The following is a 14,045-nucleotide window of genomic DNA, read 5'->3' on the forward strand; positions in this document are numbered from 1 at the left end:
GACCGAATTCGTCATCGATCCGGAAGCGCACGCTTCGGCAGCACCTGGAGTTCCGGCTCGTATTCGACCGTCGCCTCGACGCCGAAGACGTCGGCGAGCAACTGTTCGGTGACGACCTCCTCGGGCGGCCCCCAGTCGTACAGTTCCCCGTCGCACATCGCGATCAGGTAATCCGCGAAGCGAGCCGCCTGCGAGATATCGTGCAGGATGACGGCAACGGTGACTCCTTTCTGTACGTTGAGCTGGCGGATCGTCTCGAGAACCCGGAACTGGTGGTGGACATCTAGAAACGTCGTCGGTTCGTCGAGCAGGAGGACATCCGTATCCTGTGCGAGTACCATGGCGATCCAGGCCAGTTGTTTCTGTCCACCGCTCAGCTGCCCGAGTTCGGCGCTCCGCAGATGCTCGATTCCGGCCAGTTCGAGCGCCCGATCGACCGCATCGCGGTCCGCATCGTCGACGTTGTCGAAGAAGCCCCGGTGAGGATATCGGCCGTGGTAGACGAGGTCCTCGACGGTGATCGAACCCAGCGAGTCGTTTTCCTGGGAGAGGACTCCCAGTTCCCGCGCCAGTTCCTTTTGACTAAACGAGTCGAGGTCTTCGCCGTGGATCCGGACTGTCCCGGTATCTGGCTCGAGGTGGTTCGAGAGTGACTTCAGCAGTGTGCTCTTCCCGCAGCCGTTCGGGCCGACGAGGGCGGTCACCGCTTCCTCGGGAACGTCGAGGCGTGCACACTCGACGATCGGTTCCTTGCTCGTCGGGTAACTCAACTCGAGGTCGTCGCCGACGAGCGCGCTTTCGACGGCGACGCCGTCCCCGTCGGTTATGCGATCCGATTCTCCGGTCGCGTCCTGCTGTGTACGTCCCATTAGAGTTCACCCATCGTTTGTTGCTTGCGCATCAGGTAGAGGAAGTAGGGGCCTCCGACCAACCCGGTGACGACGCCGACCGGCAACTGGATGCCGGGAAGCGCGAGGCGTGCGCCGACGTCCGCGACGACCATCAACGCTGGACCTGCGAAAAGACAGCCGACTAGCAGCCGCCGGTAATCGCTGCCGACGGTGTTTCGGACGATGTGCGGGACGACCAGGCCGAAGAAGCTGACGATGCCGGCGACGGCGATCGCGACGCTCGCAGCCAGGATTGCACAGACCGAGAGGAGAAAGCGCGTTCGCTCGACCCGCATTCCAAGCGATTGAGCGGTGCGCTCGCCGAGCATCAAGACGTTCAACTGTCGCGCTCCACCGATCGCGATCGCGATCGCAAACAGCGCCGGCAGGAGCGCGATCCGCACCTGGTCCCATCGCGTTCCCGTAAGCGACCCAGTTAGCCAGGCGATTGCGGTCTGGACGACGCCGATGTCGTCCGCGAAAAAGAACAGCCCCTGTTGCAGGGATTGAAAGATCATGTTCACGATGACGCCGGCGAGGACCAGACGGACGGGGCTCGTCCCACCCTTCCAGGCGATCGTATAGACGAGTAAAAACGCCACCGCGCCCCCCACAGTCGCGATCAGGGGTAACAATTGCGAGAGCCCGCTGAAGACGATCAGCGTCGCCAGCACGGCGAACCCTGCGCCGGAGCTCACTCCAAGCACGAACGGACTCGCCAACTCGTTGCGCGTCACGGCCTGGAATATCGCACCGGAGATAGCCAGCGTGGCACCGGCGATGATCCCGACCAATACTCGCGGGAGTCGTAGCTCCCAGACGACGACGCTCGCGGTGCTCATCTCCGGTGTTTCCGTCCCGAGCAGGAACGACGACCACGCGTCGAGATTGAACATGACCGCGGGATTGAATACCGCGTGCCATGTTTCGACGACCGTCATCGAGTACTCGCCGAAACTCATCTGTACGAGTCCGGCGACGACGGTGACGATCGCACTCGCCAGACAAAAGAGGACGAGGGTCCCCGTCACCCACCCCTCTCGCTCTCGAGCGGACGAATGCCCCCCGACCGACTGGGCGTCTGCCATCATAGTTTAGGAGGACCTAAAAAGCGCTTAGTAGTTGCGATTCAGGAAGGCCTAAAAAGCGCTTAGTAGTTGCGATTCAGGAAGGCCAAACTGACGCTTCGGAGTCGTACTTCCGGAAGGTCGACCCTCCAACCCCGGTAGATGACCGCTCGTGCGGTCACTCGAGTAACTGAATCTCGTCGTCGCCGTTCGGGACGGCACAGAGGAACGCGCCTCGTTCGTCGCTTTCGTTTCGATACCAGTGGGTCGTCCCGGCCGGAATGAACAACGAATCGCCCGGTTCGACGTCGTGTTCCTCGCCATCGATTCCGACCGTGTACTCGCCCTCGAGAACGTACTGTTCGTGTTCCACGTCGTTGGTGTGTTTCGGGACCTCGCCGCCGGCCTCGAGGACGAATCGCCGGATCGCGAAGTTCGGCGCGCCGTGATCGTCGGCGATCAGGACGCCCTTCGAGAGACCGTCTGTGGCCTCGACCGGTTCGTACTCGATTTCGTCATCGCGTCGCAACACGGAGTCGGGCATATCGGAAATCGGACCCGAAGGAACAAAACCGTCCGGGTCGGCGTCCAGGGCGAGTCCGTCCGGTCGCGGCCCGAACCACCGTCCGTCTCACAGTGTCCGTCGGAGTCTGGCGATCAAATACAAGAGGCCCCCGATAGCACCGGCGACGAGTGAGAGGTTGATAAGCAAAACGAGAAGCTCAGGCGGACCGAGTGAGAGGGGAGACATATCGGTTTCAACGACGATCTGTCGCGACTAATTTAGCTGTATAGTAACCAGTCCTGGCCTGCGCTCCGTCAGCCTCACTTGTGCTGGCGCTGCCGCTGGACGGTTAAAATACTGCAGTCAAGTGCCGATACCGTAACGAATTCGCCTTACAGGCGCTCGACGTTCGTTGCGCGCGGGCCCTTGGGGGCCTGCTCGATGTCGAACTCGAGTTCCTGTCCTTCTTCCAGGTCCGGGCCGCCGATGTCTTCCATGTGGAAGAACACGTCGTCGTCCGCGTCCTCAGTCTCGATGAATCCGTAGCCGCCAGTGTCGTTGAAGAAATCAACGGTTCCTTTCGCCATTGCTTCTAAAGAGAACGGCCCCTAACTCATAAACCCTCCGACTCGGTATATCCGCCCAATTCGCCCGTATCAGTCCCTGACAGTCCGGTATTCGTTCTCATCTCTAATTGATTAGATACCGTCACCGTCCTCGAGTCGCTGTACTGAAATCGAAATAAAGTAGACCAACATGAACAGCAAGAACCCGCCCGAGAGTCCGACGAGTTCCACCGTGCCCACGCTCCCTGGACTGATCACGGCGAATGCCACCATACCGACGACGTAGACCGCGATCATGAATACCCCGACAGCGTAGTAGAACCCGATATCGGACTCGAGATACTCTCGCATTGGTGTTTGCAGTCTTTCGATCCAAACCGCAAAACGCTATCGACCCGTCTCGATTCGGCGCGATGGCGACGGTCCTCTCCGGGTGCGGTCCGATCAGTGCTCGGACGGGCGTGCAAATCGCGCAACTGCGGATCGGTTTCCGTCTACTCTTGCAGGTTCCGCGAGCCCAACATTGATTTATGGATAGGAACATTGAAACGTATGGCAGAAACCAGGCAGTGGCGACTCGCCAGCCGTCCCGTCGGTGAACCGTCCATGGAGAATTTCGAACTCGTCACTGTCGACCGACCCGAACCCGGGCACGACGAAGTACTCGTCGAGACGCTGTATCAGTCGGTCGACCCCTATATGCGCGGGCGGATGCGCGACGCCGAATCCTACGCCGAACCGTGGGACGTCGGCGATCCGATGAAAGCCGGCGTCGTCGGCGAAGTCATCGAGTCGAATGCCGACGAGTTCGAGGCGGGCGACGTCGTGACCGGCGACCTCCTCTGGGCGGAACACGCGGTTGCCGACGCGGACGAACTCCAACGAGTGAATCCGGACCTCGGCCCGGTCTCGACGGCTCTGGGCGTTCTCGGCATGCCCGGCGTGACCGCCTACTGGGGCCTGCTCGACGTCGGCGACCCCAAGCCCGGCGACACCGTATTCGTCTCGGCTGCCGCGGGGGCGGTCGGTTCGGTCGTCGGCCAGCTCGCCCAGATCAACGGTGCGCGCGTCGTCGGTACCGCCGGCAGCGACGAGAAGATCGAGTGGCTTACGGAGGAGTTGGGCTTCGACGCCGCGATCAATTACAAGGAGACCGACGATCTCTCCGGGGCAGTGGCCGAGGCCTGCCCGAACGGGATCGACGTCTACTTCGACAACGTTGGCGGCCCCATAACGGACGCCGTCTGGCCCCGACTGAACGAGTTCTCACGGGTCGCGATCTGTGGCCAGATCGCGCTGTACAACGAGACGGATGTTCCGACCGGTCCCCGAAAGCTCGCGACGCTCATCGAGAAACGCGCGAAAGTCGAGGGACTGCTCGTCAGCGACTATCAGGATCGCTGGGGCGAAGCGCTCGAGCGACTCTCTCGGTTCGTCCACGAGGACGAAATCCGCTACCGCGAGAACGTCGTCGAGGGCTTCGAGAACGCACCCGACGCATTCCTCGGGCTCTTCGAGGGTGAGAACATCGGGAAACAACTCGTCAAGGTCGCCGACTACGACGGCTGACGTCGTCGTCTGACTCCGACGCTGCGCCGGGACGGATCGGCCCAGGCCCGCGGACCGAACTCGCCCATCGCGGCGCGAACGACTTTCATCTCCGCTTTTTGCACGTGTTCGCTCCCTGTCGCCGATGTACTCCCGAGTTCGGCGGCGACGTCCGCGCAGGTAGCACTTCGAGGCCGGTCGGAATAGCCGAGTTCCAGCGCAATCGCGAGTGCTCGCCCTGTCTGTCGCTCACTGTCGGCTCCGGCCCGGGCAGCTCTCGGGGGGCAGTTCCGATTTCGTCGATCCGAACGTCGATCACGATTCCGGTCCGATCTCTCGAGTCGGTGTACGACGCGTTTTTCGCGCCAATCCGGAACTCTCCACCCGGTATATTCACCGCACTGACGTCTGCGGGTACGATGTGCTCAGGCTTCGCATGAGCGGTGATGGCACCGCGGAGCCGTCGACCGTCGAGAGTCAGGTGACCGCCGTCGCGTCGACGCTCGAGACTGACGACGACGAGCGCCGGGTGACTGCAACCGGTGGGCCGATCGTCACCGCTGCAGTTACCGAAGAACTCACCGCGCCCTCACTGAGAGCCTCGGAAACCGTGGCGGTGATTCTCTCGTTGCTCATCGTCGTCTTTCGAACGACCGGATCGAGCGCCTCGCTCGGCACTGTCACGCTCGCGCCGATCCTCTGTGCCGTGATCTGATTGCTCGGGATGCTGGCCGTCCTCGAGATACCGCTTGGCCAGGTTTCCGCGCTCGTCGGCAGCATCTCGCTCGGCCTGGGGGTCGACGACGCGCTCCCCGTTACCGAACGGTTCAGTCACGAACCCGAGGCGGGAGCCGACGTGGCGACGGCCCTGCACCGGACCGTCGTCGGGACGGGCGGTGCCCTTCTGAGTAGCGCCGTCACGACGGCGGCCGGCTTCGGTGTTCTGGCGGTTGCCGTGACTCCTGCGCTTCAGCAGTTCGGAATCAGCCTCGGGATCGGGACTTGTACGCCCTCCTCGCGAGCGTCTTCGTCCTGCCGAACCTGCTCGCCCTCTGGGTCCGATACGGCTGCGGCTCGGTCGAAACGCCGATCACGACAGTGACCGCCGGAGACGATCGGCGTTCTCGTCCGAACGGTCGCGTCGACCGGGGTCGCAGTCAGTCGGTCAATCCGTATCCGGTCTTGAACAGGTAGACGTCTATCGCCAGGACGAGTCCGCATCCCAGCGTAAGCACTGCGAGCGAAATCAGTGGCGCGAAGCCACCGTAGGGTTCGGGCAAGATTCCGACTTCGATCAGGTCCGAGTAGCCGAGCAGTCCGTATCGGACGCTGTCGACCATGTAGACCATCGGGTTCACCAGCGAGAGGTTCACCTGCCACGCATGCTCGAACGTCTCGAGCGAGTAGAAGACGGCGCCGAAGAACACCAGGGGTCGGAGGATGAACTGGTTCATCACCGTCAGATCGTCGAAATCCCGTGCGACGAGACCGCCGATGATACCGAGTCCGGCGAACAACGACGTGATGACGACCATCGTGGCGACCAGGTACAGCCCGTGTTCCATGCTGATCGGAACGAACAACCGCCCGATGACGGCGATGATAACGCCGACGACGAGTCCCCGCACCGCACTGGCGCCGACATAGGCGACGACCATCTCGATGTACGACAGCGGCGACGTCAGCGTTTCGTGGATGTACTCGTTCCACCTGCCGTGGAAGATCGAGAACGACGCGTTTTCGAAGGCGTTCGAAATCGCACCCAGCACGATGAGCCCCGGGACGATGAAGACGATGTAGTCGAACGTCGCAATCTCATCGATTCGGTTTCCGAGGATGACCCCGAAGACGGCGAAGTAGAGGACGTTCGTGATCGCCGGCGGCATGAAGGTGTTCTTGGGCCGGCGGACGAACCGCAGTATCTCGCGCCGGAACAGCGCGCGAAAACCGACCGAGAGCATCAGACGACCCCCTCTTGTTTTTGCGTTCGCTTCCGTTCATCGTTCGTTGGTGGTCCGTCACCGTCGCCTTCACCCTCCGCTTCGGACCGGGTTACGGTCCGGTCGTCGCGTTCGGTGAGATCGACGAATATCTCTTCGAGCGAGGTGCGGGTGATCTCGAGATCGGCGATCTCGTAGCCCTTCGCCTCGAGATCGTTGAGCAGTCGCGGTGCGGTCGAGCCGCCGTCGTCGACGCGGACCTCGAGGCGGTCGCCGGACACCGTCGTTTCGTGTGCATACACCCCGAGGTCGGGCGCACTGATGGGAGCGGATTCGAGTCCGACGGCGATGGTGTCGGTGCCCCGTTGTTTCAGTTCGTCCGGGGTCGCGACCGTCACCTTCCGACCCTCGTTCATGATCGCGACGCGGTCACAGAGGCGCTCGGCTTCCTCGATGTAGTGGGTTGTAAGCAGGATCGTCGTCCCTTCGTCGTTGAGCTCGGTGACGAGCTCCCAGAGGTCGTGGCGCAACTGGACGTCGACGCCGGCGGTGGGTTCGTCCAGGATCAGGAGGTCTGGGTCCGTTACCAGCGCTCGAGCGAGTAGCAGCCGGCGTTTCATCCCGCCGGAGAGCCAGTCGAAGCGTTCGTTGCGTTTGTCGTAGATGCCGACGCGTTTGAGAACCTCGTCGGCCCGCTTGGCGGCCTCACCTTCGGGAATTCCGTGGTAGCCAGCCTTGTGCATCAGGACTTCCTTGATCGGGAAGAAGCGATCGACATTAAATTCCTGGGGGGCGAGTCCGATCGAATCGCGGGCCCGCTGGTAGTCTTCCTCGACGTCGTAGCCGAAGACTCGCGCTTCGCCGCCAGTCTTCCGGACCAGGCCGACCAGCGTGTTGATAAACGTCGTCTTGCCCGCCCCGTTCGGACCGAGCAGGCCGAAAAATTCGCCCTCTTCGACGGTCAGCGACAGTTCCTGCAGGGCGCGCAAATCGCCGTACTCCTTCACGAGGTCGACAGTCTCGATGGCCGGTGGCATCGGCCCAGCCTCAGCCCCGATTGCGGTTAAGAATATTGGTTGCGCAACGCAGAACGCCCGTTTTTGCCGGGACGGCTCTTCGCAGGAAGTCGTCCGCGCCCCTCTTCGCCGTCAATCCGCCGTCCCTGCCCCTCTTCGCCGTCAATCTGCCGTCCCCGCCCCTCTTCGCCGTCAATCTGCCGTCCCCGCCCGGCTCGAGGGTGAGACAGAACCGCTTTGCTGGACGATATCGAGGGCTGTCATCACATCGCTGCGTGAAATCAACCCCACGAGATTTCCGTCTTCGCGCGTCGTTTGGTCGGCCAGTGAGTCGGCGGACCGATCCTCGCGACCGACGACGAGAAGTCGACCGATCCCGTGTTCTTGCATGCGTTCGATCGCGGTCATCGCATCCGAATCCGGCGTGATCGTCTGTAAGTCGGTCGTCATTACGTCAGAAACGGTGTACGCGTCGCGCTCGACGGGCTGGACTTCACGGGCGTCGGTCAGCGTGACGAGGCCGACGAGTCGCTCTCCCTCGAAGGCCTTGCCGTCGACGACCGGATATCCCGTATGTCGTTCGGTGAACATCCGCTGGACCAGCTCTGCGACCGTCGTCTCCGGTTCGACCGTGTGGAGCTCGTCTGCCGGTGTCATGATGTCACCGACAGTGACGTCCTGGAAGGCAGCCTTCATGGTCACCTGCTGGGCCTCGCTCGAGGCGGCGATGAAGACGAAGAAAGCGACGCCGATTAAGATGATGTTGCCCCCCAAGAGGCCGACCAGGCCCATGAAAACCGCGAACAGTTTTCCGACGCTGGCGGCTTGCTGGGTCGCCTGTGCGTAGGGTTTGCTGCGTGCGAGCAACGCGCGTAGCACCCGTCCGCCGTCCATCGGAAACGCCGGGAGCATGTTGAAGATGGCGAGCGTAACGTTCAGAATGGAGAGATACCCGAGTACGAACCGTAATCCGCTGAGGCTCTCCGGTGTGACGGCGAACAATGCGTACGAGCCGATGCCGACGAGTACGCTGACGATCGGCCCCGCGATGGCGATGTTGAGTTCCTGGCGCCAGTCTTCGGGCATCTCGGAGAAGGCGGCGATCCCGCCAAACAACCAGAGCGTAATCGAGTCGATCGGAAATCCGTAGCGCTGGGCGGTCAGCGAGTGGCCGAGTTCGTGAAGGACGACGCCGACGAACAACCCGAGTGCTGCAGTTAGTCCTAGTATCCACGGCATCGACCCGCCGGTGATCGTGCTCACCTCGATCCCCGCACCGAGCACGTCGTTCAGGATCTCCGAAACGGGGCCGATCCGCGTTCCGATGAGATACGCGAACAGCGGAAGGACGAATAAGAACGTAAGGTCGAGCTTAATCGGGATGCCAAACAGCGAGCCGATCCGAAAACTCCTCATGTGTACTAGTTTCGGCGGCGGAACCTTAAGTACGCCGCCAACTAGTAGTTCACGTGCGCGTGATGTGCCAGGATGGTCAGCGATCATTACGAACTGTCATCAGCCGTTACCGCTTCGATACCCCTTTCGCTTCGAACACCGTGAACCTAATACAGATATAGTCACGATATTACTGACTAACTAGTCTATATCCAATGCAGCATAGATTTATACACAGGCTCGTAGTCGCTCGTCATACGATGCTAGAACAGACCGACCCGATCGACCGAATCAGTCCGCTTCCGGCCGAAATCGGCTCTCCGCAGGGAAAACTCGTGTACCTCGCCCTCGAGACGTCCGGCGGAGCGACGGTGGCGGACCTTCATCGGACGCTGAACATGCGAAAACTCTCGATCCTGAGCGTGCTCGCCTCGCTCTCGGGTCGCGGGTTGATCGAGCAGACCGACGCTGAGTACGTTCTCGCGAATTGATCTCGGCGGCGGCCCCGGCCAGTACTCATCGCCCCACCGTTTCGGACCGCGGTCGGCACCTGGATGGGCGTTGCAGACGACAACTCCTCGATCCCTCGTTCGAACCGATCGAGACGCTCGCTCGTCAAACCGGCCGACGCGGCGCTTCGAAGCCTTTATCCGCGCGGTGGGCCTGCGTTTGCGTAAGTAACCACAACCATGTCCGACAAACCCGCCTCCATGTATCGGGAAATCAGTAAACCGGCCTACACGCGCCGCGAATACATTACTGGGATCCCGGGTTCGAAGATTGCACAGCACAAGATGGGCGACGTCAAGGCAGACCCCGAGGACTACCCCGTCCAGATCAGCCTCGTCACCGAAGAAGAAGTCCAGATCCGTCACGGCTCACTCGAAGCCTCGCGCCTGTCTGCGAACCGCCACATGCTGAAAAACGCCGGCGAGGGGAACTACAAGATGATCCTCCGAAAGTTCCCCCATCACGTCATCCGGGAGAACAAACAGGCGACCGGTGCCGGAGCGGACCGTGTCTCTGACGGGATGCGCCAGGCCTTCGGGAAGATCGTCGGCACTGCCGCCCGCATGGATGCCGGCGAGCGCATCTTCACCATCTGGTGTGACATCGACGACGCCGACTTCGCCAAGGACGCGCTCCGACGCGCGTACAACAAGATCTCGCCGCCGTGCCGAGTCGTCGTCGAGAAAGGCGAAGCGCAACTCATCGCCTGAAGCGACGGGTCGTTCAGTCGTGCGAGAGCACGCTACTTTCTCGTCTCTGAGCGGAACTTCCTGTTGCTCGGCTTCGAGTAACTGAACTGAAAGTCCGGTGTGTCGGTGGGACTTCCGGGCTCTCGTTCACTTCGTTTCGGGGGACTCAGCCTCCGACCGCTCGATACTGTGTATCACATCACACAGTCGCCGGCCCGCTCGACCAAGCTTCGGAACTCCGGATACGCGACCGAACCGATCGGTCCCGAGCACCTTTTTGCCTGTCTGCTCCGAGTCCCTCGTATGATCGATCTCGCGGTCGCGAACGATCAGGAGACGTTCCGGCGGATGCAGGAACCGCTGGCCGAACGTGGGATACGGGTCCATCACGTACCCGTGCGCGAGCGGACGATTGCGCTGGGCGATCCGCCGTGGGTGCCCGACGAGTACGACGTCGGCTACGTGTATCCCGGCCGGCTGATGGAGGGCGGAGTCGCCGACACTTTGCTCGAGGTGCCGTGGCTCAACAGGCGCGAGGCCGTCCTGACCTCGCGGAACAAAGCCGAAGTGCTGGCGCGACTCGATCGAGCAGCCCTCCCGGTTCCCGACTCCGTGTTCGTCTCGAACGACGTTTCAGAAGCCGAGCTGGCGGCGGTCTTCGACCGCTTCGAACCGCCCGTCGTGGTCAAACCGAACTCGACGACGCGAGGCGTCGGCGTCGCGAAGGCCCACGACCTCGATTCGTTTCTGGGGATCTGTGACTACCTTTCACTGGTCCACGACTACCGGGCGACCGACGACCAGTCGTTTCTGGTTCAGGAGTTCCTCCCGAACGCGACCGACTATCGGGTGATGGTTCTGGAAGGGGAGTACGTCGGCGCTGTCGAGCGCCGATTGCCCGATGAGGCTGTGCACGAAGGCCAGTGGAAACACAACGTTCACCGCGGCGCCGTAGCGACCGGGGTCGATCTTCCCGAACCCTGGCGCGACCTCGCCGAGTCCGTCGCCGCCGAACTCGAGATTCCGTTCCTGGGCGTGGATCTGCTCGAGACGGGCGACAGGCTGGTGGTCAACGAGACGAACGCGCGGCCGACGATCGACGAGGAAACGAAGTACGAACCTGGGTTTTACGATCGACTCGCGTCTGCGATCCGCCGGGTCGCCGATCGATCCTGAAAACTGAAAACGAGTTCGTTCGACCGCGACTGATCGATCACTCCAGACTGATGTCCGAGGACTGCTCCGCGGGATCGAAGACGACCTCGAGGACGCCGTTGTTGTAGGTCGCGGCGGCGGTGTGTTCGTTTACGCGGGTCGGCAGCGAGACGCGCTCGTCGTACTGGCGGTGATCGCTCTCCGCGGAGATGGTCAGGGTTTTGCCGTCGCATTCGAGTTCGATGTTGTCCTTCTCGACGCCCGGAAGGTCGGCGACGACGCGGACCTCGTCGTCGGTTTCGTGGATGTCTACGTGCGTGTCCATCCCGAACCCGCTGTCGATAGAATTCGAGGAGTCGAAATCGACGTTTGGGTCGGCACCGTTCATCATCTCGTTCATCATCCGCTCGATTTCGCGGAACAGGTCGTCGAAGGGTTCGTCGCGGTCGTCTCGGCGCATGGGGGGACTTAGGGTATCCGCTGGCAAAAACTTTCTGTCGTTACTATACGAACGATCTTCCGACCGCGGTATCGGTCTGTCGCCCCGTCACGGCGCTAGAGGCCGATCCCTAACGTCTCGTTGGTCGTCTCGATACTCTCTTCCGCGTCGGCGGCGCCGGTCACGGCTCGAATTGCATCGATGTTCTCCGGTACCACGTCCGACTCCTGGTGAATGCCCTGGAACAGATAGAGGTCGGTGCCCACTGTCGAGACGGATTTTTCCCAGATGCAGTTCTCCCAGAGATCGCCGCGGGGTCGGCCCGCGTCCAGCGCGTACTCCTTGAGCTTGCCGCTCCCGTCGATGTTCATCCGCTCGGGGATCAAGAACAGACGCGACTCGTCGGCGAACAGTTCGCGAACGTCCGATGGGTCGACTTCCTCCTCGAGGGTGACGTTCAGACTGTGCATGTGCATCAGCGTAGCGGGCACCTTCATCCCGAGGGTATCGATATCGAGGTCTGGGAAGATAGTTTCGACGTCGGGACCGTGGTGGGACGGAACCGTCACCGGATCCGGGAGGATGTCGTTGATCGGGCCGCGGTCGGTTTGACCGGGGTCGCCGCCGCGTCGAACGAGCGTCGCGCGGACCTTTTCGACGCCGTAGGCTTCCTGAAGCGGGGCGATAACTCGGGAGAGGCCGGTGGTGTTACAGGAGACGACGCGCACGTGATCGGCGTCGGTGGCGTTTTCGAAGTTCGAGCGTGCGTTGAAGCTCACGTCGGCGACGTCTGCGTCCTCGCCGCCCTGGTAGAGCGCGGGCGTCTCGTACTCCTCGTATAGTTCCTTGTTTCGAGCGCCGATTCCCGAGGGCGTTGCATCGACGACGACGTCGGCGGCCTCCACGAGATCCTCGACGGGGCCAGCGATCTCGAGGCCGGCTTCGCCGAACTGGTCGGCCCGGTCTTCGACGGCGGCGTAGAGGGAAAACCCCTTTTCGATCGCTGTTTCGGCCTCGAAATTCGGCCGCGTTTTCGCGACGCCCAGCACTTCCATATCGGGTTGCTGTCGGACGGCGTCCGCGACGCGTTTACCGATCGTGCCATAGCCGTTGATGGCGACCTGTTGCATGTACTCGGAGTGATCCACCGAGCGGGATAATCGTTTCGAGGTCTTTCAGCCGATTTTTACTCGAATCGGAGTTTTCGATCCCTCTCGAGGCCGTCTAGCTATTCGTTCACACCTATCGTATAATCCTGTTCGTCTCTCCGCACCGACTCGATAGGCGGTAAAGATTGAAAGAGGGGTCGCGAGTCGACCCGAAGGCAAGACATATCGGTTCGCTCTCCGCACGGTCACGTATGACCGAACTTCGAGCCGCGGCGGAGACGGCTGTCAAACAGTGTCTCGGTCTCGATCCGGGGGAGTCGTGTGCGATCGTCACTGACGACGAGCGCGAACCGATCGGCGAGGCATTGTACGCGGTTGCCGGCGAGGTCACCGATGCTGCGGTGATCGTCAGGTATCCGCCTGGCGAGACCCACGGCGGCGAACCGCCCGACCCCGTTGCGGCGGCGATGGCTGGTGCCGACGTCGTCCTCGCGCCGACGACCAAGAGCCTGAGTCATACCCGTGCCCGGACCGAGGCAAACGAGGCCGGGACCCGAGTTGCGACGCTTCCCGGGATCACCGAGGACGTCTTCACGACGGGGCTGGATACCGACTACGAGTCGATCGCGGCTCACTGCGAGGCCGTACGCGAGCAGGTCGACGGGGCCGACGAAATCCGCGTGACGTCCGCGGCCGGAACGGACATCACATTTGGCCTCGGCCGCCGATCGTGGCTCTCGGATACCGGAATCGTCCACGACTCGGGCGCGATGTCGAACCTACCCGCCGGTGAGGTGTTCATTAGCCCGGAAACTGCCGACGGGACGTTCGTCGTCGATGGGACGATGATGCCCCACGGACTGCTCGAGAACGGTCGAACTCTCTCGTTCGAGGTCGAGGATGGATACGTCACCGACGTCTCCGACGACGACATTCGTGAGGAGATCGAAGATGCAGCCGATGCAGTCGGCGATGCTGCATACAACCTTGCCGAACTCGGTATCGGAACGAACGTCGCGGTCACAGAACTGGTCGGTTCGGTTCTGCTAGACGAGAAGGCCGCCGGGACAGTTCATATCGCGATCGGCGATGATGCGGGGATCGGCGGTGACACGGATGCGCCGATCCATCTCGATGGGATCATCCGAGAGCCGACTGTCTTCGCCGACGGCACTCCGATCGACCTTCCGACAGCGGACTGATACGTCGAGCTGGG

18 protein-coding genes are annotated in these 14,045 nt (G+C 61.9%); 7 read left to right on the forward strand and 11 right to left on the reverse strand.

What is annotated here, in order from left to right; genetic code table 11:
• Positions 1-11 precede the first annotated feature (11 nt).
• The 5 genes from HYG82_RS36045 to HYG82_RS36065 all read right to left on the reverse strand — a co-directional run bounded on the left by HYG82_RS36045 (position 12) and on the right by HYG82_RS36065 (position 3,379).
• Positions 12-869 carry an ABC transporter ATP-binding protein gene (locus HYG82_RS36045; protein ID WP_179262258.1) on the reverse strand — a complete coding sequence of 286 codons (858 nt, stop codon included), beginning with the start codon at positions 867-869 and terminating at the stop codon, positions 12-14.
• On the reverse strand, positions 869-1,978 hold the full coding sequence (locus tag HYG82_RS36050) for a FecCD family ABC transporter permease (protein WP_179262260.1): 1,110 nt from the start codon (positions 1,976-1,978) through the stop codon (positions 869-871). Before HYG82_RS36050 ends, HYG82_RS36045 begins: the two co-directional genes overlap by 1 nt.
• A 157-nt stretch (positions 1,979-2,135) precedes the next feature.
• On the reverse strand, positions 2,136-2,501 hold the full coding sequence (locus HYG82_RS36055) for a cupin domain-containing protein (protein WP_179262262.1): 366 nt from the start codon (positions 2,499-2,501) through the stop codon (positions 2,136-2,138).
• Between the two features lie 353 nt (positions 2,502-2,854).
• Entirely contained in the window at positions 2,855-3,049 is a 195-nt protein-coding gene (locus HYG82_RS36060) for a cold-shock protein (protein WP_005554588.1), read from the reverse strand.
• A 111-nt stretch (positions 3,050-3,160) separates the two neighbouring features.
• On the reverse strand, positions 3,161-3,379 hold the full coding sequence (locus HYG82_RS36065; RefSeq protein WP_179262264.1) for a hypothetical protein: 219 nt from the start codon (positions 3,377-3,379) through the stop codon (positions 3,161-3,163).
• Between the two features lie 201 nt (positions 3,380-3,580).
• On the opposite strand from HYG82_RS36065, the gene HYG82_RS36070 reads away from it, so the two are divergent.
• Complete coding sequence (locus tag HYG82_RS36070; RefSeq protein WP_179262266.1) at positions 3,581-4,597, forward strand: NADP-dependent oxidoreductase; 1,017 nt, start codon at positions 3,581-3,583, stop codon at positions 4,595-4,597.
• On the opposite strand, the gene HYG82_RS44675 is transcribed toward HYG82_RS36070, so the two are convergent.
• Positions 4,585-4,800: a helix-turn-helix domain-containing protein gene (locus HYG82_RS44675; RefSeq protein ID WP_218834220.1), complete on the reverse strand. Its 216-nt coding sequence runs from the start codon at positions 4,798-4,800 to the stop codon at positions 4,585-4,587. The genes HYG82_RS36070 and HYG82_RS44675 overlap by 13 nt on opposite strands.
• A gap of 212 nt (positions 4,801-5,012) precedes the next feature.
• Between HYG82_RS44675 and HYG82_RS36075 the strand changes: the two genes are divergently transcribed.
• Both HYG82_RS36075 and HYG82_RS36080 read left to right on the forward strand, forming a co-directional pair.
• Positions 5,013-5,291 (forward strand): hypothetical protein, encoded by a 279-nt coding sequence (locus HYG82_RS36075; protein ID WP_179262268.1) that lies wholly within the window; start codon positions 5,013-5,015, stop codon positions 5,289-5,291.
• A 9-nt stretch (positions 5,292-5,300) separates the two neighbouring features.
• Positions 5,301-5,678, forward strand: a complete 378-nt coding sequence (locus HYG82_RS36080; protein WP_235217905.1) for an MMPL family transporter — start codon at positions 5,301-5,303, stop codon at positions 5,676-5,678.
• A 55-nt stretch (positions 5,679-5,733) separates the two neighbouring features.
• On the opposite strand, the gene HYG82_RS36085 is transcribed toward HYG82_RS36080, so the two are convergent.
• The 3 genes from HYG82_RS36085 to HYG82_RS36095 all read right to left on the reverse strand — a co-directional run bounded on the left by HYG82_RS36085 (position 5,734) and on the right by HYG82_RS36095 (position 8,948).
• Positions 5,734-6,537, reverse strand: coding sequence for an ABC transporter permease (locus tag HYG82_RS36085; protein WP_179262272.1), 804 nt, complete (start codon positions 6,535-6,537; stop codon positions 5,734-5,736).
• Positions 6,537-7,553 carry an ABC transporter ATP-binding protein gene (locus HYG82_RS36090; protein ID WP_179262274.1) on the reverse strand — a complete coding sequence of 339 codons (1,017 nt, stop codon included), beginning with the start codon at positions 7,551-7,553 and terminating at the stop codon, positions 6,537-6,539. The genes HYG82_RS36085 and HYG82_RS36090 overlap by 1 nt, the downstream gene beginning before the upstream one ends.
• A 171-nt stretch (positions 7,554-7,724) precedes the next feature.
• Complete coding sequence (locus HYG82_RS36095) at positions 7,725-8,948, reverse strand: CBS domain-containing protein (RefSeq protein WP_179262276.1); 1,224 nt, start codon at positions 8,946-8,948, stop codon at positions 7,725-7,727.
• 239 nt (positions 8,949-9,187) lie between these two features.
• Here HYG82_RS36095 and HYG82_RS36100 point away from each other — a divergent pair, with 239 nt between their 5' ends.
• The 3 genes from HYG82_RS36100 to HYG82_RS36110 all read left to right on the forward strand — a co-directional run bounded on the left by HYG82_RS36100 (position 9,188) and on the right by HYG82_RS36110 (position 11,302).
• The gene (locus HYG82_RS36100; RefSeq protein WP_179262278.1) at positions 9,188-9,418 is read left to right on the forward strand and encodes a helix-turn-helix domain-containing protein; all 231 of its coding nucleotides are present in this window, start codon (positions 9,188-9,190) and stop codon (positions 9,416-9,418) included.
• 198 nt (positions 9,419-9,616) lie between these two features.
• The gene (locus HYG82_RS36105) at positions 9,617-10,147 is read left to right on the forward strand and encodes a 50S ribosomal protein L16 (RefSeq protein ID WP_179262280.1); all 531 of its coding nucleotides are present in this window, start codon (positions 9,617-9,619) and stop codon (positions 10,145-10,147) included.
• 282 nt (positions 10,148-10,429) lie between these two features.
• Complete coding sequence (locus tag HYG82_RS36110; protein WP_179262282.1) at positions 10,430-11,302, forward strand: ATP-grasp domain-containing protein; 873 nt, start codon at positions 10,430-10,432, stop codon at positions 11,300-11,302.
• 37 nt (positions 11,303-11,339) lie between these two features.
• Here the strand turns inward: HYG82_RS36110 and HYG82_RS36115 are convergent, their stop codons facing one another.
• Together HYG82_RS36115 and HYG82_RS36120 are read right to left on the reverse strand one after the other, a co-directional pair.
• Positions 11,340-11,741, reverse strand: coding sequence for an Hsp20/alpha crystallin family protein (locus HYG82_RS36115; RefSeq protein ID WP_179262284.1), 402 nt, complete (start codon positions 11,739-11,741; stop codon positions 11,340-11,342).
• A gap of 95 nt (positions 11,742-11,836) precedes the next feature.
• Complete coding sequence (locus tag HYG82_RS36120; protein ID WP_179262286.1) at positions 11,837-12,850, reverse strand: type II glyceraldehyde-3-phosphate dehydrogenase; 1,014 nt, start codon at positions 12,848-12,850, stop codon at positions 11,837-11,839.
• 230 nt (positions 12,851-13,080) lie between these two features.
• Here HYG82_RS36120 and HYG82_RS36125 point away from each other — a divergent pair, with 230 nt between their 5' ends.
• Positions 13,081-14,031: an aminopeptidase gene (locus HYG82_RS36125; RefSeq protein ID WP_179262288.1), complete on the forward strand. Its 951-nt coding sequence runs from the start codon at positions 13,081-13,083 to the stop codon at positions 14,029-14,031.
• The last annotated feature ends 14 nt before the right edge of the window (positions 14,032-14,045 follow it).

The organism is Natrinema halophilum (assembly GCF_013402815.2).
Taxonomy (GTDB): domain Archaea; phylum Halobacteriota; class Halobacteria; order Halobacteriales; family Natrialbaceae; genus Natrinema; species Natrinema halophilum.